The organism is Priestia sp. YIM B13489 (assembly GCF_042787645.1).
GTDB classification, from domain to species: Bacteria; Bacillota; Bacilli; order Bacillales; family Bacillaceae_H; genus Priestia; species Priestia megaterium.
The window spans coordinates 3,087,477-3,106,722 of record NZ_JBHZOQ010000053.1; the positions used below are offsets into that span (position 1 = coordinate 3,087,477).

The following is a 19,246-nucleotide window of genomic DNA, read 5'->3' on the forward strand; positions in this document are numbered from 1 at the left end:
TAAACGAAATTAATATACAAAAAAACAGCCCATCATTGATATGATGGGCTGTTTTTTTGCCTGACAACGTCCTACTCTCACAAGGACAAAGTCCCCACTACCGTTGGCGCTAGAGAACTTAACTTCCGTGTTCGATATGGGAACGGGTGTGACCTCTCTGCTATCGCCACCAGACCTATTAAAGATAGTTTTCTTAACACTAAATAAAAATTGCTAAGTAAAAACACCGTGCACCCGTCATTGACATGATCAAATAAGCGTTACTTGTACAGTTAGCTCGACCGGGCTGTGCTGCAACACACAGAAGAATCTACTTATGGCTGCTTCCTTCCGGACCTGACCATGTTCATAGGTTTCTGTTGTACAGGACCTAGTTGTCAACACCACTTGTCCAAGTCAGACCTTACCTGACTCATACCTCTGTTAGGAATTAAACCCTGCTAAGGCGGATTGCAGGTTACAGGGCACCGCCATCTCCCCGTCTAGCACGGTATGTATAGTTAATGGATTCCCACCTATGTCGTCCTCCCAATCTGTTTTGTGAACCCGCGATCTCGCAGGTGGGTTTCCGCATATTAACGTTTCAGCGATCCTGTGTCAAAGACAGGCATGGCATCAGTCAACAAATGTAGGAATCCCAAATAAACAGTACGGTTCAAAACAAATAGGGCATAACGTACATCGTAGGATAAGTATTTAATGTGTTTATTGATGATATAGATTATCCTACAATAAAATTTCGTAGAAGTCAACATAAACGAAAAAATAACTCCTAACTCTCAATGTTTTCTTATTTGCTTGATTTTCTGTTGTTGGGAAGGGATTCCTTTGAAAGGTGGAAGTTATAAGGAGTCGTGTTTCATTATATTGAGTCCTCCACTTAAAAGTGAAGTTCATTACGATTAGATTTTTATACATCCTTGATCTGACAACACTTTTCTGATGCGGTTATTTTTCTTCTTATCCTATGGGAGAAAAATAAAAAAGCCTACATAAAACGGCTTTTTTATTCTAAGAGTAAATTATTGTTCTGTTAGTTCAGTTATAGAAACACTTTGCTTACTATTTGGTTCATCCAGGTTATGAATTGTAGCTACCCCATTTTGTTGGTCTACATGCTCAATGTAAATGCTTTTCCCGTTATGTATGACATTGGCCATGTCCACTGAATCGGCAATTTCTTGTGCTCTTTGTGCATCCATCTTTATCTAGCCTCCTTTTTATTTATGACAGTGAAAGTATTTGTTTTTAATTAATTTTTATGCATTTAATTCCTCTATATAAAACCAATTTTAATTTTTCAACTGAGACATTAAGCAGTAAAAAAGCTATCTCATTCATAATTTGAGATAGCTTTTCATTTTATTATTCAGTTTAATCTTCTTCTGGAATCTTAATTAAAATGGCTATAGCTATTGTTGCCAAAAATATAACCCCTAAAGTTAGCAATAGACTCGTACTCATATGCCTCATCTACCCTTCTCTTTTCATCCCTATGATTCCATTTTAGCAGAGGAAATCAGGTAATAAAACTGGAAATGATAGCGTTTTACTAAAATTTTATACATGTTAAAATAATGTAGTTGTTTTAACTCAACCAATGTATTCAATCTTTTACTTCAGTAGAGCAAGCTACCTCTTTTCTATTTTTGGGTAGCCTTTTTTTTATTGTAATAAAATAAAATGTTGTTTTGGATCTATTCCTTCCTGCCCTCGGTTTACATTCGTTATTTACGCATCTGTTCAATCTCTTCTTCTGTAAGCTCCGTTAATTCAGATATTGTTTGATTATCCATACCTTTTTGCAGCATTCTTAATGCTATTCTCTTAATAGCTCTTTTTTCCCCTTGCTTTTCAGCTTTTTTTAATGTCAATGTTTCATCTACTTGGAATTCCTGGTTTACTTCATAAGTCATTAACATTTGTGGATCCTCAGTTACACGTGCCCATTCATTCATCGCATTTTTCAACGTTTGATCTTTCTCCATTACAACTTCCTCCAAAAATGAGTAAAATCTTCATCTCTTGACACATTAAACAACAGTAATTGTTTTACTAATTATGTGTCCTTTTTACGATACTATTCTCACCTATTCCAAAATCAAATTAATCCCATAAAGCTTGTCCGTCCACCCTAAAACTAAAAAAGAGTAATTACTGCATTAGGTGAGGTGTAGGTAGTAATGTAAGATGTGCTCGGTTGTTTATATGCCGGAGTTAGCTTGGTGATAAATAGGGTTTTGATTCAGAAGCAACTAACAAATTATTTATTTAATTTATATGTTTTTTCTTATAGTTGCACATATTAAAAACAATACTAAATGAAAGCGAGATGAGATAAGTAATGTCAAAACAAGGGATACAGAAAAAGAATCAAACAAGAGAGCAAGTAGAGAAGCAAGATAAAAGAAATGATGTTGAATTAGGTAATGAATTTCAAACTGGCAACACAAGTTCCCAGAGCCAGAAAAAAAGTGGACGCCAAGTAAATAAAAAATAAATTTAACCTTTCGAGGATAATAAAAAACCTCCGTTCAAATTTATGACTTGAACGGAGGTTTCTTCAAATTAAATAATACTTTTCCATAGAGTAAATGGAAAAGCTCACTAAACGTTCAACGTTTAGTGAGCTTTATTATATTTATACTATTATCTATACCCGTGAGAGAGTATATGGGAAAACGGTCTTTTTTTTGCAGAGAATGTTGAGTGTTAACGGAATATTATATACTTGTTTCAAACAAATTCAATTTACGCACCAAAATTATAAATAGAGCCCTTTAATGTAAATAGATGCGATATTCTTAGCAATTTGTTCTACAGGATGCTCATATTCATTACGAACAATTTCCCAAAGGTACATTTCATTGGTGAAAAACCATCCTCTTGCTACTAGCTCGTTATGTACATCTTTACGGGCTAATCCATTGCGCTGCGCATAGGCAATGTCTTCTGAAATTCGTTGAATAAACTTTTCCCGAATGTTCTTCCATTTCTCTGAAACGAGAGGAGAAATACCAATAGCCTGCTCAAACACTTGCAGCATTTTTTGTTCATCTTCAGCCATTTTTAAAAACTCGTTCGTTTGTTTATGAATCATTTCTTCTGCTTCATTTACAGAGGCGGGTAAAAATGCAGCCTCGGCAATTTCATAAAATTTCTCCATAACATTCTCCATTAATACAACTAAAAAGTCTTCTTTTCCTTCGAAATGAACGTATGCAGTGCCATACCCAACCCTTGCCTTTTTTATTATTTGAGTGATAGTTGCTTTGTGAAAACCTTCTTGTATAAATACTTCTCTTGCAGCTTCTAATAATTTCTGTCGAGTCTTTATTGAACGTAAATGCCGTTTATCTTCAATGTTATTTTCATTCATTAAGGCTCCTTCCTCCCTATCCGTTTTACTCTCTAGGATATAGAAGTTTTCACAAAACGAAAAGAAATAAAGAGAATTTATTACAAAAATTATTTTTTAAATTTTCAAAATTATATTATTGACACTGTGTCATATTCTTTGTTACGATTCTTCTAGGATACATATTAAGTAATGCAGAGGAGGAAAATTATGCAATTAAATACCTTTAAACCCACATTAGAGTATGCCAAACAGTTGGATCAAGAAGACTCCCTTTCAAGTTTTCGTGACGAATTTTATTTAAAGCCTGATTCCATATATATGGATGGAAACTCATTGGGGCTTCTTTCTAAAAGAGCTGAACGCAGACTTATAGAAGTATTAAATGATTGGAAAGAACAAGGAATTGATGGATGGACTCAAGGGAAACACCCATGGTTCTCCTTGTCCGAAAAATTAGGTGAAATGAGTGCGCCGTTAGTTGGGGCTTCTAGCGAAGAAGTCATTGTAACTGGTTCGACAACAGTTAACCTTCATCAGCTTGTAGCTACTTTCTACAATCCAAAAGGAACGCGCACAAAGATTTTAGCTGATGAACTGACCTTCCCATCTGATATTTATGCGCTTCAAAGTCAGCTGCGAACCCATGGATACAATCCAGATACTCACCTTATATGTGTAAAAAGCCGCGATGGCCGTTTTTTAGAAGAAGATGACATTATTGAGGCTATGACCGATGAAATTGCTTTAATTATCTTACCGACTGTACTCTATCGCAGCGGCCAAATATTAGATATGGAACGATTGACGGCTGAAGCACACAAGCGTGGAATTTTGATTGGATTTGATGGCTGCCACTCTATTGGTGCAATTCCTCACTCCTTTAGTAAATGGGATGTTGACTTTGCATATTGGTGTAACTATAAGCACTTAAACGGTGGACCTGGCTGTGTAGGCGGTTTATATGTAAATAAAAAACATTTTGGAACAGCACCTGGTTTAGCAGGCTGGTTTAGTTCAAAAAAAGAAAAGCAGTTTGATATGGAGCACACATTAACACCTGCTGATTCAGCCGGTGCTTATCAAATTGGAACACCCCATGTTTTAAGTCTTGCTCCTTTAATTGGATCGCTAGAAATTTTCACTGAGGCTGGTATAGATAATATTCGAGCTAAATCTCTTAAAATCAATCATTATTTAATGTATTTATTAGAAAAAGAGCTTAGTGACTTCAATTTTACCCTTGGAAGCCCTAGAGAAGATAAAAAGCGCGGAGGGCACGTAAGTCTTGAACATAAGGAAGCAGCGCGCATTTGTAAAGCATTAAAAGAGAATGGTATCATTCCAGATTTCCGCGCTCCGAATATTATTCGCCTTGCTCCTGTTGCTCTTTACACTTCTTATACAGAAGTCTGGGAAGTAGTACAAACTTTGAAGAAAATTATGAACGATAAAGAATATGAAAAATTTAAAAATGAACGTGAAGTAGTGGCGTAAAAGCTAAACTACTTGTTTTTTAACAAGAAAAGTAAGCGCTTTCTAAATCTTAAGGGAGCTATTTTACGTAGATATGCAGCCAAACCATTATTTTGAAACTATGAGGGAGATGAAATATGAAAACCCACAATACTCAATTGCCAAACAAAGATGACGCAGAAAAGGGATTAAAACGAAATCTAAAAACAAGTCAATTGACAATGATTTCGATGGGCTGTGCAATTGGAACTGGACTGTTCTTAGGCAGTGGACTTGCGATTCAAACAGCTGGACCTAGTGTATTGGTTAGTTATGCTTTAGGAGCTTTTGTTGTATTACTTTTAATGGGGTGTTTGGCAGAAATGACGGTGGCCCACCCTACTTCCGGATCGTTTGGAACAATTTCCGAAAAATATGTACATCCCCTGGCAGGCTTTTTGGTTCGCTATTCATATTGGATAGCCAACGTCCTCGCCGTTGGAGTAGAAGTAAGTGCAATAGCCGTGTATATGAAGTACTGGTTTCCAAGCGTTCCGGGTATTGTCTGGATTTTAGTGTTTGCTACTATACTAATCTATGTAAACGCAACTAGTGTTAATACGTTTGCTACTTTTGAGTATTGGTTTTCTATGATAAAAATTAGTGCAATTGTGGGCTTTATTCTTTTAGGGTCCTATGTTCTGTTTGGAACAGATACACGTCCTAATATGGGTACAGGTAATTTTGTAAATGACGGTGGATTCCTTCCTTTCGGGTGGTGGGGAATGTGGGTAGCTGTCTTTATTTCCCTCTTTAGTTTCTTAGGAACCGAAATGATTGCAGTTACAGCTGGAGAAGCAAAAGAGCCTGATATAGCCGTTCCGAAGGCTTTAAAAGCAACTGTGTTTCGTTTAACTACTTTTTACGTTTTGACTATAGGCATCATGTTAATGATTGTTCCATGGAAGTCAGCTCAAGTTGATAAAAGTCCATTTGTGAAAGTAATGGAAATTCTGAATATCCCGGCTGCCTCTGGAATTATGAATTTTATTATTTTAACGGCTGCTTTATCAGCTATGAACAGTCAGTTATATGCTTCCACACGTATGATGTTCTCCCTCTCTCAAAGTAAACATGCACCAGCTTTTTTAGGGAGACTAAGCAAAAAAGGTGTACCGCTATGGGCCCTTGCTGTATCAACCCTGGGCATTTTTCTTGCGGCAGCAGTTAATGGACTGCTCCCAAGCTCTTCATATGCCTTTATGATGGGTATTTCAATGTTCGGAGCTATGTTCACATGGCTTATGATATTTGTTTCTCACCTCTACTTCCGGAAAAAATGGGAGAAATCTGGCGGAAGAAAATTACCGGTAAGAATGCTTGGCTTCCCCTATTTTACGATTTTAGGAGCCATCTTATTACTAGGTTTAATGATTACCACTTGGTTTACAGATTTTAAAATTATGCTTCAGTTTGGAATTCCTTGGTTAGCATTCTTATCCATTGCTTATTTTATCTCTAAGAAAAGAAAAGGTAACCATCACTTTGCAGAAGATATGGCTAATAGCAGCTTAAAAGAAGAATTAGAGGAATTACGTTAACGTTCAAGTTATTTTACATAAAAACAAGGGGGATACAAAATGAAAACGACAAATAACAAAGCACCCAATGCAGTTGAACTAGAGAAAGAACTTCAAACCGACTTTCAGAAAGCTATGTCATATGGAGACTACCTGCACCTTGATAAAATATTATCTAGTCAGCATAGACTTTCTAATCACCATGATGAAATGCTGTTTATTGTCATCCATCAAGCTAGTGAACTATGGATGAAACTAATTCTACATGAGGTAACAGCTGCTATTCAGTGCATCCGTGCTAATAACCTGGAACCTTCATTTAAAATGCTATCACGCGTTTCAAGAATTCAGCAGCAGCTAATTCAATCTTGGAGTGTTCTCTCTACGCTAACACCGGCAGAATACATGGAATTTAGAGATAAATTAGGTCAATCTTCTGGATTTCAATCTTATCAAAATCGCCTGATAGAATTTGCTTTAGGAAATAAAAATGTCCATACACTCTCTGTTTACCAGCATGACGCGGATTTATATCAAAAAATGCAAACGGCTCTTCATGAGCCTAGTATCTATGATGCTGCTATTCATGCCCTTATGAAACGCGGATTGCCGGTAGATCAAGAAGTTTTACAAAGAGATTGTTCACAGCCTTACGAACCGAATGCCAGCGTAGAGGATGCATGGCTTACCGTATACCGTAACGTTGATCAGTATTGGGACTTATACGAGTTAGCAGAAAAATTAGTTGATATCGGAAATCAACAGCAAATGTGGCGATTTAGTCATATGAGTACAGTAGAAAGAATTATTGGAAACAAACAAGGTACAGGCGGATCTTCTGGAGTGAATTACTTAAAGAGAGCTCTGGATCAGCACTTCTTCCCAGAACTATGGAGCCTGCGAACGAAGCTATAAATATTTTATAAAAGATAGAGAGGTAGTAAGAATGAGCAAATGGATTGATATTTCACAGCCTCTAGACGAAAAAACAGCAGGATGGCCTGGTGATACTCCCTTTTCTTATGAAGTGAATTGGAGTAAAGAAGAGACCGGTTCTGTAAATGTTGGAAAAATAACAATGAGTATCCATACCGGCACTCATATCGATGCACCTTTTCATTTCGATGATAACGGAAAAAAGGTTATAGATTTGGACTTAGATTTATATATTGGACGTACAAAAGTTGTCCATATCCCAGCTAATAAAAGCTTTGGAATAAATGAATTGTCAAATGTTAATTTAAAAGGTGTTACACGCTTATTGATTCGAACAGATGCGTGGCAAGACCGAAGTGTTTTCCCGAAAACCATTCCTTACATTGAACCAAGCTTAGCTTCTTACTTAGCTAAGCTTGGCATTCGCCTGCTAGGCATTGATCTGCCTTCAGTAGATCCACTCGATAGTAAAGAACTAGCGGCTCACCATGAACTTGCATACCATAAAATTCACATTTTAGAAGGTGTTTTACTAGATAAAATCCCTTCAGGAGACTATGAACTAATCGCAGCTCCTCTTCCTTTAGTTGAAGCTGATGGAAGTCCTGTGCGCGCGCTGCTGAAAAAAATCGACTAACTTAAAGCGACTATTAAAAGAGCGATTCTTTTTCCTTAGATAATTTCCGATGTATACAAAAAAGAGCGGTATATTTATATACCGCTCTTTTATTATAGCTAATCAAATTTTTTCAACTTATTTCTTCTTATTCATATCTATTTCTTTCCTTGATACTCCTGCAATTCCCCAGTGCGAAGATGGAACCTCGTTGACAATGATCCTTACTCTCTCCTTTTCAACGTCAAGGCTGTTAGAAATTGCTTCGGTTACTTCTACTAACATGTTTTTAATGTCTTTTTCTTCTCTTCCTTCCAAAAGGTGAACTTGTACAATCGGCATACTATCGACTTCCCTTAAAGTTTTCTATACAACAAAGTGTCTTTATGTTCAGATGAAATAATTATTAAAAAATTCTAGTTAGCTGCAGCTGAATGATACGCTGCCTAAATCAGCGAACTGTGCCTGGATACTATCACCTGATCTAAAAGAAATTGCTTCAGATACCGCTCCAGTTAATACGATATCCCCTTTTTTCAACCCTTCTTTATGTTCACCTAGTTTATTAACCGCCCAGGCGACAGCTTTAGCAGGGTGTCCTAATACGGCAGCACCCGCCCCTACCGTAGCAACCTCTCCGTTTTTAGACATTACCATTCCGATATTAGCTAGATTCACTTGGTCCGGCTTTATCCAATTGCTCCCTACAATAAAACGTGAAGACGAACAGTTATCAGCTACTACATCAGGAAGAGTAAATTTAAAATCCAAGTAACGGCTGTCGATAATTTCAAGAGCTGGTGCAACATATTTTACTGCTTTTAAAACATCTTCTTCAGTTAAGTTGGTTCCACAGAGGTCTTCCCCCATTAAAAAAGCAATTTCTGGCTCAGCTTTTGGGTGGATCAGCTGATTAAATGCTATAGGTTCCCATTCAAATCCCAGCATGTCGCTTGTTAAGTATCCATAAATCGCTTCATGTACCCCCATCATTTCCTGCTTAGCTTTACTTGTTAAACCAAGCTTTACACCTACTCGTTTTACACCATCTTGTACTTTTCGTTGGATCAATTGTCTTTGCAAGCTGTAAGCGTCATCGATTGTCAAATCAGGGTAGCGTTCCGTCACTCTTGTTACTTCATACCCTTCTCTTTCTGCAGATAAAAGATAGTCAACGATTTCTAAATTTCCGCTTTTCGTTAAAGACATCATCACATTTCCACCTTTCTTTGAGCTAACTCAGCAGCCACGTCTAGAATCATATCTTCTTGACCGCCGACTGCTTTTCTTTTACCAAGTTCAAGTAAAATATCACGTGAATCCAAATTAAAACGCTTTGCAGCACGCTCTGCATGAAGTAAGAAACTGGAATACACGCCTGCATAACCCATTGCGAGGCTGCCTTTTCGAATCTCTTGAGAGCCTGGCAGGATAGGTCCTACTACTTCTTCAGCCAGATCCATTATTTTATACAAATCAATACCTACATCTATTCCTAAACGGTTTAATACGGCTATCAATGCTTCAGTTTGAGTGTTACCTGCTCCGGCTCCTAAACAGCGAACGCTTCCGTCTATTCTAGTAGCGCCTTCTTCAATAGCAGCAAGCGTATTTGCAACAGCTAACGAAAGATTATTATGAGCGTGAAAACCTACTTCAACTTGAAGGGATTGACGAAGTGCTCTAACACGTTCACGAACTTCATGAGGCAAAAGAGCTCCTGCAGAATCAGTTATGTAAACTCCTTGTGCTCCATAGCTTTCCATTAGCTTTGCTTGCTCCACAAGCTTTTCTACTGGTGCTGAATGGGCCATCATTAGAAAACCGAAGGTTTCCATCCCTAGTTTCCGAGCATATTCAATGTGCTGAGCAGAAACATCTGCTTCCGTCACATGTGTAGCTACTCGGACTAAGCCTGCCCCAAGGCTATTTGCTTGCTTCAGCTCATGTACCGTTCCAATTCCCGGAATTAAAAGAACCGCAACGGTGGCTTGTTTCGCTTCTTCTACCGCAGCCTCAATTAATTTCATTTCGTCAACGAGAGACTTTCCGTATTGCAGAGTCGAGCCTCCTAACCCGTCTCCATGACTAACCTCTATATAGTGCATCCCTGCATCGTCCAGCGCTCTCGTGACACTTTTTACTTGGGCTTCTGTGAATTGGTGTTTGACTACGTGACTTCCATCTCTGAGGCTGACCTCTGTAATCTTAATAGGCTTATCACTGTTACGTTTCATTCGTCATAGCCCTCTCTTTCTTTATTCCTCCATATAAGCTCTCTTCGAGTTTATAGCGGGCATAATCTTCCGCAACCTTCGCTGCAGCAGCCGTCATAATATCTAAGTTACCGGCATAAGAAGGAAAATAATCTCCGGCTCCAGTTACTTCTAAAAAGACTGTTACTTGATTACTATCAAATAATGGTTCTTGCTTTAAATTATAGCCTGGTACATATTCTTGTACTTTTTTGACCATATCTTTGATAGCCTTTTGAATAGCTTCCTTATTCATATTTTTTACTTTACAATAAATTGTATCGCGCATTAAAATAGGTGGATCAGCCGGATTTAAGAGAATAATAGCTTTTCCGCAGTCTGCACCCCCTACTTTTTCAATAGCTTTTCTTGTGGTAACAGTAAACTCATCAATATTTGCTCGTGTTCCTGGTCCAGCGCTTAGGCTAGAAATAGTCGCTACAATTTCTCCATATGTTACATCTGCAACTTGGTTGATTGCATAAATGATAGGAATCGTCGCTTGGCCGCCGCACGTAATCATGTTTACATTTTCTGATTCAAGATTTTCTCCAAGATTAACTGGAGGACACACAAAAGGTCCTTTGGCAGCGGGAGTTAAGTCGATGACCATTTTTCCTAAGTCTTTTAAAATCTTTGCATGTCTAACGTGAGCCTTAGCCGATGTAGCATCAAACACAATTTCCGCCAGGTCTGGATTTTCAGCAAGGGCTTTTATTCCATTGCTGTATGTTTGATACCCTGCTTCTCTCGCTCTTTTTAGACCATCTGAATCCGGATCAATTCCAAGAACAGCTGTTAACTCGATAAATTCGCTGCGCTGAAGCTTATACATCAAATCGGTCCCAATATTTCCTGAGCCAATAATTGCGGCTTTCACTTTTTCCACTACTCTTCACCTTCTTTCCGGTATTATTCAAAACGTACGGATACTGAACCAAGAGAACCGAATTCTGCTTTTACTGCATCCCCGCTCGCAACTGGTACTGCTGCAGATAGAGCCCCTGGTAAGATTAATTCGCCGGCTTTTAAACAAATATCGAAATCAGATAGCTTATTTGCCAGCCATGCAACCGCATGTGCCGGATGCCCAAGGGCAGCTGCCCCAGCTCCTGTTGCGACAAGCTCCTTGTTTTTATAGAGAATCATACTAGTCGTACGTAAATCGGCTTGCTCAATTGTGGAATATTTATTCCCTACCACTACTTTGGCAGAAGAGCCATTGTCTGCAACCGTATCGACTAATTTGATTTTCCAACCGGCAATGCGACTATCAATGACTTCGATGGTCGGCACCACGTATTTCGTTGCCATTAAGACATCCAAATAGGTAACGTTAGGCCCTTTTAAATCTTCTTCTAGAATAAACCCAATTTCCGCTTCAATTTTTGGAGCCACCATTGAATGAATGTTGATTATTTCATTATCCGTTACTTTCATATCATCAAATAAGTGTCCATAATCAGGCTCACTAACGCCTAACATATCTTGCATGGCTTTACTGGTTAGACCAACTTTTTTACCAACAATCTTTTTTCCTTCTTCCAGCTTTCTTTTTACAATCTCTAATTGAATATGGTAAGAATCAGCTACTGATAAAGCAGCATGTCGTTCTGTAATAGGAGAAATTGGCTGATTCGTCTTTTCTGCTTCTAAAAGTTCTTCTGCAAGCTCACTAATAAGTGTACGCATCCGTTAATCACCTCTTTTATAGAGTTAAAGTTTCATTGTAATTGTTTTGGCTTCTGTATAAAATTCAAAGCTGTGCCGGCCGCCTTCACGACCAATTCCACTTGCTTTTGCTCCGCCAAACGGCGTTCTTAAATCACGAATATACCAGCAGTTGATCCAAAGCAATCCAGCAGTAATTCCAGAAGCAACACGTTGTGCTCTTCGTAAATCATTTGTCCAGACAACCCCTGCTAATCCATAAATAGAATCATTGGCAATTTGAATTGCTTCCTCTTCTGTTTTAAATGGAATAACAACAAGTACAGGTCCAAAAATTTCTTCTTGAGCTACACGCATTTTGTTATCTACGTCGTAAAGAACAGTCGGCTCATAAAAATTCCCTGTTTCTAAACCTTCTACTCTTTTTCCTCCGCATGCCAGCTTAGCTCCTTCCGCCAAACCAATTCGGACATATTCATCGACCGTTTCTAAGTGACTTTGTGATACAAGTGCTCCCATGTTTGTCTCTTCACTCAGAGGATCGCCTACTTTAATATTTCTTACCGCTACTGTGAACTTTTCAAGAAACTGCTTATAAATGCTTTCTTGTACAAGTAAACGAGAACCTGCTAAGCATATCTCTCCTTGATTTCGATAGATTGCTTCGATAGATCCTTTTACTGCTTCATCCAAATCCGCATCTTCAAATACAATATTGGCTGATTTGCCTCCAAGCTCTAGCGAAACAGGAATCAGGTTTTCTGCTGCATTTCGCATGACCGTTTTTCCTGTATTACTTTCCCCTACAAATGAAATACGGCGAACGGACGGGTGAGTAGACATAGTAGTCCCTACCGTATTCCCTGGACCTGTAATAATATTCAATACACCAGGAGGCAATCCAGCTTCATTAGCAATTTCTCCAAGCATTATTGCACTTAACGGTGTATAAGAAGCGGGCTTAATAACCACTGTATTGCCAGATGCCAAAGCAGCTGAAGCTTTCCATGTCATCTGCATAAATGGTAGATTCCAAGGGATAATGAGGCTTGTAACTCCCGCTGGTGAATACTTGGCATAGGACATGACATTATGCTTTTCGTAATGCTCATGCACCATATATTTAGCCATTTCAGCAAAGAAACGGAAGTTTTGAGCTGCTCGTGGAATATCAAACTCTCGACTTTCTTTAATAGGTTTTCCTACATCTAGCGTTTCTAAATAAGCTAGTTCATCTACTTTTTCCATAATTAAGTCAGCCATTTTACAAAGGATGGCAGAGCGCTCTTCAACAGGCATCTTGCTCCAAATACCGCTTTCAAATGCACGCTGAGCTGCGTCAATAGCGCGCTTTGCATCTTCTTTGCCGCCATTAGCTACAGAAGCTAATTTCTCATTCGTTGCTGGATTAAAGGTATCAAAGGTTTGACCGGATAGAGCGTCTACGTATTCTCCATTAATAAAAAGCTTTGCATCTTTTACCGTCATTTTTTCAATAACTGCCTCTTTACTCATCGGATATCCTCCTCATCCTCAATCTCTAAAACCATTTCAATTTCTACAGCTGTGTTATTAGGGAGCTGAGCCATTCCTACAGCTGAACGGCCGTGTTTCCCTTTATCCCCAAATACTTTTACGAGCAAGTCTGAAGCGCCATCCATTACTTTAGGCTGGTCCGTAAAGTCCTCTGTACTATTTACAAAACCAAGAATTTTAACGACACGCTTCACTTTGCTTAACCCGTCTAACTCGTAACTTACCGCACTCAATACATTCAGCACGGATTGCTGAGCCGCCTTATATCCCTCTTCAATTGTTAAATCCTTGCCTAACTTGCCGTGATATTGATCTACCCCTTGGCCAGCAGTAAACAATAAATTACCTGTTCGTACACAGCTGACGTATTTTCCTACTGAAGGACGAACCTTTGACAGCGTTAAGCCAAGTTCTTGTAATCTATTCTCTGGTGTTTGTACTGTTGGCATAAATGTCACTCCTTTTCTCTTGCCCGATGTTTAAAAACTTCGCAGCATTTCCACCTAACATATCTAATCTTTGTTGTTCAGTTAAATCCAGCGTTTCATCCAGAACTTTTCCCGGAACAACTTCACGCAGTAAAAATGGATAATCCGATCCCATAAAGATTTTTTCATGTCCAAACCGTTCAATCATGTACTTTATATTCAGTGGATCGTAGTTTAACGAATCAAAATAAAATTGCTTTGCATAGTAACTAGGAGGATGTGTTGTCAGTCTAAGGTGCGGCCACACTTCCCACCCTTTATCTAATCTAGGAAGAATATAAGGGAAAGATCCTCCTCCATGTGCAAAACAGACTTTTAATTTAGGGAATTTCTCCATAATGCCGCTCCATAGAAGCGTTGCAGCCGCTAGTGCTGTTTCACTTGGCATTCCTACGGTATACATAAAGTTATGGTTTGGCATTCGATCACGGCCTAACGTTTCCCACGGGTGAATGAAAATGGGCACTTCCCACCTTTCAGCCATTTGAAAAAACTCAATGAAAGACGGATGGTCTAAATTTTGACCATTGACGTTTGTCCCAATTTCAATTCCATGCAGTTTTAATTCATTCATGCACCGTTCCATTTCTTTAACAGCCGTAGGTCCGTCTTGCATAGGAACCGTCCCTAACCCAACAAAGCGATCAGGGTACTTAGCAACTGTTTCTGCAATAAAATCATTTTGGATTTTAGCCATTTCTAATGCATGTTCGGGCTGAGCCCAATAAGAGAACGTAACAGGGATAGGAGATAACACTTGAATATCTACTCCTTCTTTATCCATGTCAGCTATACGTTTTTCAGGGCTCCATACTTGGTCCGTTACGTCTCTGAAGTTTTTCCCTCCGACCATAATCGATGCTCCGCATGTACATGTACGTTCTAGCACGGGCCAGCGCTCACCGCCATATTTTTGAGCAAAATCAGGGAAACTTTCCGGAATGATATGTGTGTGAAAATCTATTCGCATTTCCATTCACTCGCTTCCGGTGCCATAACATGATTACACTTTTTACATGTGCGTAATTCTAAGCTGCTGTTGAACTCCTGAATGGCTTCTTTTACTTGAACTTCAATATTGGTTAGCTGAACTTTCACGCGATGCATCTCGGCATCACATTCATCACAGAACCATACAAAGTCTTCTAACTCCCCTTCACTTCTGTTTCGCTCGATAACAATACCGATTGTATCCGCTACACGATGTGGAGAATGCGGAACGTTTGGAGGAAGTAAATACACTTCTCCTTCTTTCACCGTTACAACTTCGCGCTTGCCTTCTTCATTAATGATTTCAACATAGCAATCACCTTTTAATTGATAAAAGATCTCTTCGGAAGGATCTACGTGGAAATCACGGCGTTTATTGGGTCCCCCCAAGACCATAAACATCAATTCTGAATCTTTCCATATCACTTTATTGTTTACAGGTGGTTTTAACTGATCTTTATGATCTTCGATAAACTTCCAAAGATTTAATGGTTTAGATGATTGAATAGTATTTGTCATTGAGATAATCTCCTTTTAATAAATTTTAATTTTCAAAAAATAAAAGTTAGTTTGATTACACTTGAAAATATTAAAATCTTAAAATGTGATTAAGTAAGGATTTCCAGCTCGCTTACTTTTAGTTTTTTCTGCATGTAGACGACTTCATTTGCTAAATTCTTAATGCGACCTAACACTTCCGGATCGGCTACCTCATTCTTTTGGTTAAAGTGAGTCGTATGAGCGTATACATAACTCGGTGCCACAAAAGCACGAAAGTAACCCGCAATAGGCTTTAACTGATTTTCAATGACTAAATAATGCTGATAAGTACCGCCTGTGGCGATGAACCCCATTACTTTATTTCGGAAAACCCGAGGATGTATTAAATCAAATACATTCTTAAGAGCACCCGTGATTGATCCTTGGAAGATAGGTGAACCAATTACATAAAAATCAGCGCTAGAAATAATTTCAATGACTTTTTTAGTATCTTCTGAATAAGCAGAGGGATCGCGGCCATCACAAAATTGGACAGTATAATCTCGTAAATCTAAAAATTCAATTTCGATATCTGGATGCTGCAATTTAGCTTCTTCTAATACTTGTTGAACAACAGCGCCTGTTTTAGAACCTATAATCGTGCCTGATATGCCTAGTAATTTCACTTTCACTTTCCTCCTTTTAAAAAAGTTCCATACTTATCTTCAAACACTCATTTTTTTATACATATTCCTTTTGCAAAGACCAGCCTAATAAATCATTTGATTGGTCAATTGCGCCTTGCTGGATTAGCTGGCGAATTCTAGTAGAAGAAATTCTTGTTCCTTCTGCACAACAGACAGGCGGGATGATATCTACTAGAAAGTGCTTTGCCAGCAGCTTAATATCTCCTTCTCTATTTCGGCCGAAACGAAAATCGTTGCCTACGATGATCTCCGATGGATTAAGCTTTTTTAAGTTACTGATAAAATCAATTGATGGCCGCTTAGCGTATAATTCATCAAAATGGATAATAACTGCGTAGTCTACTCCTAACTCTGCTATTAGATGTACCTTTTGATCAATAGGCGTTAACACTTGATCTTGTTGAAAATGAAAGCGAGGAGGAGGATCAAATGTATAAACAACGCTAGGTACCTTTAAAGCTTTGCTTCGAGTTACAGCTTGCTTAATCACTGCTTGATGTCCTTGATGCACGCCATCAAATGCACCTATAGCTATTACTGATGCTGGTAAAGTTAGTATTCCATCCTCATACCGCTGCATCTTTACACCTCCCTTATTAAGAACGTCATGAACCTAGACTCTGTATCTATTAACAAAGTTCATTTTTAGATAAAAGGAGTATGGGTATCAGCTGTTTGTTACTTCTTTCTTTTTAACTTCTGTATTTAAAGCAGCATCTACCATGGCAAATGAATGGCTGCGCTTGTAGCTATTGTAGAAAATAGCTCTTTTACGGATTGGATCTCCTGTATAGTATCGCTCGTATTGAAGTAACCTTTGGCCAAATGCTTCTCCACATAAATCCCATGCTAATTTAAATAAGTGAACACGGTCTACAGCAGGCACTCCTTCTCGGCCTCCATAATAACGATTTAAATCCTCTCTTAATTCAAGATTTTCAAAATCCGCTCCTGTAGGAGACATAAGCAAGCCGCCTGCACCAATTGTTTGCATGACTTCAATAGCACGAGGGTACATTTTAGGAAGCAATCCACGAATTGTTTCTAAAGCCGTTTCGTTTGGAAGAGCTTCTCCTTTTTCATTAATCGTATACTCATACTCTGATGTTCGAAGCAAAGCCCTAATGGATTCTACTGACTGTATCAACTCCCCTAAGCTCTCTTGAACGTTTAGATATCCGTCTACACCAATTGCATCCGCTACTTTACAAGCTACTTCCGTTGCAAATTGAAGTTTAACTAATCCTCTTACGCCAGATTGATGTGCCGGTTGCTGAGCGATTCCTGTTTTAGGATAAAGAAGATTGGCAGCTTCAATATTGTTATATAAAAACACTCGGTCCCAAGGAATCAGCACATCGTTAAAAATCAAGACTGCATCCATCTCTTCAAATCGAGAGGCTAGCGGATGATCAAACACTGATCTTGTTCCGTCTTGCATAGCTTCTCGGCAAAGAATTCGAAGTCCCGGTGTATCAATCGGCAGCGCAAAAGCAAGTGCATAACGTTCATCGCCAGGTTTAAACCCTGGGAACGAATAAACAATCACTTCATCGGTAATAGGTGAAAGTGTAGCTAGCATTTTAGCTCCTTTTACAACAAGTCCATCCGGCGTTTCTTTGACAGCACCTAAATGAGTAAAGAGGTCTTGCTGTTCATGGGAAGCTTTGCTTCGGTCGTTCTGCGGGTTGATAATAGCATGAGTTAAAAACAAGTCATTATCACGAATATAACGGTAATAATCTCTTATATTTTTGCCCCATTGTTCATTGTAATGATCTAGGAAACTAGCATTATGAAATAAAGAAGTGACTACCACATTTAAGAAATCCGGTGTTCTTCCCATCAGTCCAAAGGTAGCTTTTGCAAATGCTTCAAACACCTCTCGGCGAGCTACTAAGTCTTCGTAACTTTTAGGAATTAAGAAGGCATTTGATATTCTCTCACCTGTTTCTTCGCAAATATGAGTAATTTTCTCTTGGTAAGCCGGGTCATGCTGCATATCGTACAACTTCGCAATTTCTAAAATAGGCTGTTGAAACACCTTTTCTTCAAATACATTTGTAATTTTTCTGCCCCCTAACCAAATTTCTGGCTGGCGTGATTTTAATGCATCAATATATTGAGCACCTGTACGAATCCCCATATTTGTTCATCCCCTTAAGGTTTAATAGTAATTAATTGAATTATAGTATTTGATTTTTTTCAGGGGTGTAGTCGCGTTAACATTTTTTTGGAGTTTTTTATTTTTGGAATAGACGGAGCAGCTCAAATAAGAAATTTATATTATTGCATTTACGCATTTTTCGCTTTAAGATATTGTAGAGAGCGTAACGTTTTTATAAAAATATTGGCTTATTAAAAAAGAGAGCAAATAAAGCGCACATTATTGTAAGCGCTTACTTATTTTGTTTTTTATAGCAACGTAAATAAAATGCCCTACCCTATAGTGTGTTACTTGATCTTACAATTGTCTTTTCAATTTCTTAGGCGTATCTTATATTTTGGTTAAGGAGTGAGTATCATGGCTATTCTCTTCAATCATGAAAATAATTTCAAAAACTACTTAATGTACGGAAAAAGGCAATATATGAAACAAAAAAATGTGGTATATGAACAAGGAGACATAGGAGAAGGATTTTATTACTTGGACAGTGGATTAATTAAAGTCCATACCTCTACCCCATTAGGGAAAGAACGCGTGTTAAACATTGTATTGCCAGGTCAATTGTTGGGAGTCCAAGCAATGGACCAACAAGCTCATTTCACTACTGCAACTACGGTAAAAGATTCCGTACTATATTATTTTAGTTATGACGATTTTAAAAAGCTTATAACTATTCACCCGCCTATACTAAACCTTATTACAAAGAGTATTATTCAAAAAATGCATATCTTAGCTGAACAAATTAATTTACATACGTTAACTACTGAGCAGCAAATCGCCGCTGTGCTTTTAAACATCTATCATGACTTTAAAAACTATGAAATTCCTTTAACACAAAAGGACTTAGCAACGTGTACCGGTTTAACAAGGATTACGGTTTATAAAACGTTAAAAAAATGGAAAGAGAAAAAACTAATAGATAGTAAAAATAAAAGATTTCTAATTAAGAACCCGGATCTGTTAAAAAACTATCTCTTTCAGTGATAAACGCTTTGGTCACGTTATCA

The 19,246-nt window shown here is 38.2% G+C and carries 21 protein-coding genes, 1 rRNA gene and 2 other RNA genes; 6 read left to right on the forward strand and 18 right to left on the reverse strand.

Going from position 1 to position 19,246, the window contains the following annotated elements:
* Positions 1-58: 58 nt before the first annotated feature.
* The 5 genes from rrf to ACFX4W_RS21650 all read right to left on the reverse strand — a co-directional run bounded on the left by rrf (position 59) and on the right by ACFX4W_RS21650 (position 1,988).
* Positions 59-174: ribosomal RNA gene (gene rrf, locus ACFX4W_RS21630) — 5S ribosomal RNA — on the reverse strand.
* Positions 175-226: 52 nt separating this feature from the next.
* Positions 227-491: signal recognition particle sRNA large type (gene ffs / locus ACFX4W_RS21635), an RNA gene on the reverse strand.
* A 13-nt stretch (positions 492-504) separates the two neighbouring features.
* A non-coding RNA gene (gene ssrS / locus ACFX4W_RS21640) (6S RNA) lies at positions 505-693 on the reverse strand.
* A gap of 329 nt (positions 694-1,022) precedes the next feature.
* A complete protein-coding gene (locus ACFX4W_RS21645; RefSeq protein ID WP_028409545.1) occupies positions 1,023-1,202 on the reverse strand; it encodes a small acid-soluble spore protein H in 180 nt (59 codons plus the stop codon).
* A gap of 525 nt (positions 1,203-1,727) precedes the next feature.
* Positions 1,728-1,988, reverse strand: coding sequence for a hypothetical protein (locus ACFX4W_RS21650; RefSeq protein WP_340448989.1), 261 nt, complete (start codon positions 1,986-1,988; stop codon positions 1,728-1,730).
* A 356-nt stretch (positions 1,989-2,344) separates the two neighbouring features.
* Here ACFX4W_RS21650 and ACFX4W_RS21655 point away from each other — a divergent pair, with 356 nt between their 5' ends.
* Complete coding sequence (locus ACFX4W_RS21655; RefSeq protein ID WP_013058266.1) at positions 2,345-2,500, forward strand: hypothetical protein; 156 nt, start codon at positions 2,345-2,347, stop codon at positions 2,498-2,500.
* A gap of 264 nt (positions 2,501-2,764) precedes the next feature.
* Here ACFX4W_RS21655 and ACFX4W_RS21660 read toward each other — a convergent pair whose 3' ends face one another.
* Positions 2,765-3,379: a TetR/AcrR family transcriptional regulator gene (locus ACFX4W_RS21660; RefSeq protein ID WP_013058267.1), complete on the reverse strand. Its 615-nt coding sequence runs from the start codon at positions 3,377-3,379 to the stop codon at positions 2,765-2,767.
* A 189-nt stretch (positions 3,380-3,568) separates the two neighbouring features.
* On the opposite strand from ACFX4W_RS21660, the gene kynU reads away from it, so the two are divergent.
* The 4 genes from kynU (at position 3,569) to kynB (ending at position 7,966) form a co-directional block, all read left to right on the forward strand.
* Entirely contained in the window at positions 3,569-4,855 is a 1,287-nt protein-coding gene (kynU, locus tag ACFX4W_RS21665; RefSeq protein WP_043981045.1) for a kynureninase, read from the forward strand.
* Positions 4,856-4,971: 116 nt separating this feature from the next.
* Positions 4,972-6,414, forward strand: coding sequence for an amino acid permease (locus ACFX4W_RS21670; protein WP_043981043.1), 1,443 nt, complete (start codon positions 4,972-4,974; stop codon positions 6,412-6,414).
* A gap of 39 nt (positions 6,415-6,453) precedes the next feature.
* Positions 6,454-7,308, forward strand: a complete 855-nt coding sequence (gene kynA / locus ACFX4W_RS21675) for a tryptophan 2,3-dioxygenase (protein ID WP_013058270.1) — start codon at positions 6,454-6,456, stop codon at positions 7,306-7,308.
* A 31-nt stretch (positions 7,309-7,339) separates the two neighbouring features.
* On the forward strand, positions 7,340-7,966 hold the full coding sequence (kynB, locus tag ACFX4W_RS21680; protein WP_043981040.1) for an arylformamidase: 627 nt from the start codon (positions 7,340-7,342) through the stop codon (positions 7,964-7,966).
* 117 nt (positions 7,967-8,083) lie between these two features.
* Here the strand turns inward: kynB and ACFX4W_RS21685 are convergent, their stop codons facing one another.
* The 12 genes from ACFX4W_RS21685 to ACFX4W_RS21740 all read right to left on the reverse strand — a co-directional run bounded on the left by ACFX4W_RS21685 (position 8,084) and on the right by ACFX4W_RS21740 (position 18,218).
* Positions 8,084-8,287, reverse strand: coding sequence for a 4-oxalocrotonate tautomerase (locus ACFX4W_RS21685; RefSeq protein WP_016765049.1), 204 nt, complete (start codon positions 8,285-8,287; stop codon positions 8,084-8,086).
* Positions 8,288-8,365: 78 nt separating this feature from the next.
* Positions 8,366-9,154 carry a 2-keto-4-pentenoate hydratase gene (locus ACFX4W_RS21690; protein ID WP_043981623.1) on the reverse strand — a complete coding sequence of 263 codons (789 nt, stop codon included), beginning with the start codon at positions 9,152-9,154 and terminating at the stop codon, positions 8,366-8,368.
* 2 nt (positions 9,155-9,156) lie between these two features.
* Positions 9,157-10,182, reverse strand: a complete 1,026-nt coding sequence (gene dmpG, locus ACFX4W_RS21695) for a 4-hydroxy-2-oxovalerate aldolase (RefSeq protein ID WP_043981038.1) — start codon at positions 10,180-10,182, stop codon at positions 9,157-9,159.
* The gene (locus ACFX4W_RS21700; protein WP_043981035.1) at positions 10,172-11,089 is read right to left on the reverse strand and encodes an acetaldehyde dehydrogenase (acetylating); all 918 of its coding nucleotides are present in this window, start codon (positions 11,087-11,089) and stop codon (positions 10,172-10,174) included. Before ACFX4W_RS21700 ends, dmpG begins: the two co-directional genes overlap by 11 nt.
* Before the next feature lie 23 nt (positions 11,090-11,112).
* Entirely contained in the window at positions 11,113-11,892 is a 780-nt protein-coding gene (locus ACFX4W_RS21705) for a 2-keto-4-pentenoate hydratase (RefSeq protein WP_043981033.1), read from the reverse strand.
* Between the two features lie 24 nt (positions 11,893-11,916).
* Positions 11,917-13,386 carry an aldehyde dehydrogenase gene (locus tag ACFX4W_RS21710; protein WP_043981031.1) on the reverse strand — a complete coding sequence of 490 codons (1,470 nt, stop codon included), beginning with the start codon at positions 13,384-13,386 and terminating at the stop codon, positions 11,917-11,919.
* Complete coding sequence (locus ACFX4W_RS21715) at positions 13,383-13,856, reverse strand: RidA family protein (protein ID WP_377560060.1); 474 nt, start codon at positions 13,854-13,856, stop codon at positions 13,383-13,385. Before ACFX4W_RS21715 ends, ACFX4W_RS21710 begins: the two co-directional genes overlap by 4 nt.
* Positions 13,828-14,871, reverse strand: coding sequence for an amidohydrolase family protein (locus tag ACFX4W_RS21720; protein ID WP_043981029.1), 1,044 nt, complete (start codon positions 14,869-14,871; stop codon positions 13,828-13,830). The genes ACFX4W_RS21715 and ACFX4W_RS21720 overlap by 29 nt, the downstream gene beginning before the upstream one ends.
* Positions 14,856-15,404 (reverse strand): 3-hydroxyanthranilate 3,4-dioxygenase, encoded by a 549-nt coding sequence (locus ACFX4W_RS21725; RefSeq protein WP_043981027.1) that lies wholly within the window; start codon positions 15,402-15,404, stop codon positions 14,856-14,858. The genes ACFX4W_RS21720 and ACFX4W_RS21725 overlap by 16 nt, the downstream gene beginning before the upstream one ends.
* An 89-nt stretch (positions 15,405-15,493) precedes the next feature.
* Entirely contained in the window at positions 15,494-16,051 is a 558-nt protein-coding gene (locus tag ACFX4W_RS21730) for an NADPH-dependent FMN reductase (RefSeq protein ID WP_016765057.1), read from the reverse strand.
* 55 nt (positions 16,052-16,106) lie between these two features.
* Positions 16,107-16,652 carry an FAD synthetase family protein gene (locus ACFX4W_RS21735; RefSeq protein ID WP_016765058.1) on the reverse strand — a complete coding sequence of 182 codons (546 nt, stop codon included), beginning with the start codon at positions 16,650-16,652 and terminating at the stop codon, positions 16,107-16,109.
* An 87-nt stretch (positions 16,653-16,739) separates the two neighbouring features.
* Positions 16,740-18,218 (reverse strand): 4-hydroxyphenylacetate 3-hydroxylase family protein, encoded by a 1,479-nt coding sequence (locus ACFX4W_RS21740; RefSeq protein WP_016765059.1) that lies wholly within the window; start codon positions 18,216-18,218, stop codon positions 16,740-16,742.
* A gap of 375 nt (positions 18,219-18,593) precedes the next feature.
* Between ACFX4W_RS21740 and ACFX4W_RS21745 the strand changes: the two genes are divergently transcribed.
* Positions 18,594-19,223, forward strand: a complete 630-nt coding sequence (locus tag ACFX4W_RS21745; RefSeq protein ID WP_080781669.1) for a Crp/Fnr family transcriptional regulator — start codon at positions 18,594-18,596, stop codon at positions 19,221-19,223.
* The last annotated feature ends 23 nt before the right edge of the window (positions 19,224-19,246 follow it).

Excerpts from the sequence above, each read along its gene's own strand:
- ACFX4W_RS21650 (WP_340448989.1), bottom strand. The coding sequence starts at position 1,988 with ATGGAGAAAGATCAAACGTTGAAAAATGCGATGAATGAATGGGCACGT.
- ACFX4W_RS21660 (WP_013058267.1), bottom strand. The coding sequence starts at position 3,379 with ATGAATGAAAATAACATTGAAGATAAACGGCATTTACGTTCAATAAAG.
- kynU (WP_043981045.1), top strand. The coding sequence starts at position 3,569 with ATGCAATTAAATACCTTTAAACCCACATTAGAGTATGCCAAACAGTTG.
- ACFX4W_RS21705 (WP_043981033.1), bottom strand. The coding sequence starts at position 11,892 with ATGCGTACACTTATTAGTGAGCTTGCAGAAGAACTTTTAGAAGCAGAA.
- ACFX4W_RS21710 (WP_043981031.1), bottom strand. The coding sequence starts at position 13,386 with ATGAGTAAAGAGGCAGTTATTGAAAAAATGACGGTAAAAGATGCAAAG.
- ACFX4W_RS21740 (WP_016765059.1), bottom strand. The coding sequence starts at position 18,218 with ATGGGGATTCGTACAGGTGCTCAATATATTGATGCATTAAAATCACGC.
- ACFX4W_RS21645 (WP_028409545.1), bottom strand. The coding sequence starts at position 1,202 with ATGGATGCACAAAGAGCACAAGAAATTGCCGATTCAGTGGACATGGCC.
- ACFX4W_RS21685 (WP_016765049.1), bottom strand. The coding sequence starts at position 8,287 with ATGCCGATTGTACAAGTTCACCTTTTGGAAGGAAGAGAAGAAAAAGAC.
- ACFX4W_RS21715 (WP_377560060.1), bottom strand. The coding sequence starts at position 13,856 with ATGCCAACAGTACAAACACCAGAGAATAGATTACAAGAACTTGGCTTA.
- ACFX4W_RS21720 (WP_043981029.1), bottom strand. The coding sequence starts at position 14,871 with ATGGAAATGCGAATAGATTTTCACACACATATCATTCCGGAAAGTTTC.
- ACFX4W_RS21725 (WP_043981027.1), bottom strand. The coding sequence starts at position 15,404 with ATGACAAATACTATTCAATCATCTAAACCATTAAATCTTTGGAAGTTT.
- ACFX4W_RS21690 (WP_043981623.1), bottom strand. The coding sequence starts at position 9,154 with ATGTCTTTAACGAAAAGCGGAAATTTAGAAATCGTTGACTATCTTTTA.
- ACFX4W_RS21670 (WP_043981043.1), top strand. The coding sequence starts at position 4,972 with ATGAAAACCCACAATACTCAATTGCCAAACAAAGATGACGCAGAAAAG.
- kynA (WP_013058270.1), top strand. The coding sequence starts at position 6,454 with ATGAAAACGACAAATAACAAAGCACCCAATGCAGTTGAACTAGAGAAA.
- dmpG (WP_043981038.1), bottom strand. The coding sequence starts at position 10,182 with ATGAAACGTAACAGTGATAAGCCTATTAAGATTACAGAGGTCAGCCTC.
- ACFX4W_RS21655 (WP_013058266.1), top strand. The coding sequence starts at position 2,345 with ATGTCAAAACAAGGGATACAGAAAAAGAATCAAACAAGAGAGCAAGTA.
- ACFX4W_RS21735 (WP_016765058.1), bottom strand. The coding sequence starts at position 16,652 with ATGCAGCGGTATGAGGATGGAATACTAACTTTACCAGCATCAGTAATA.
- kynB (WP_043981040.1), top strand. The coding sequence starts at position 7,340 with ATGAGCAAATGGATTGATATTTCACAGCCTCTAGACGAAAAAACAGCA.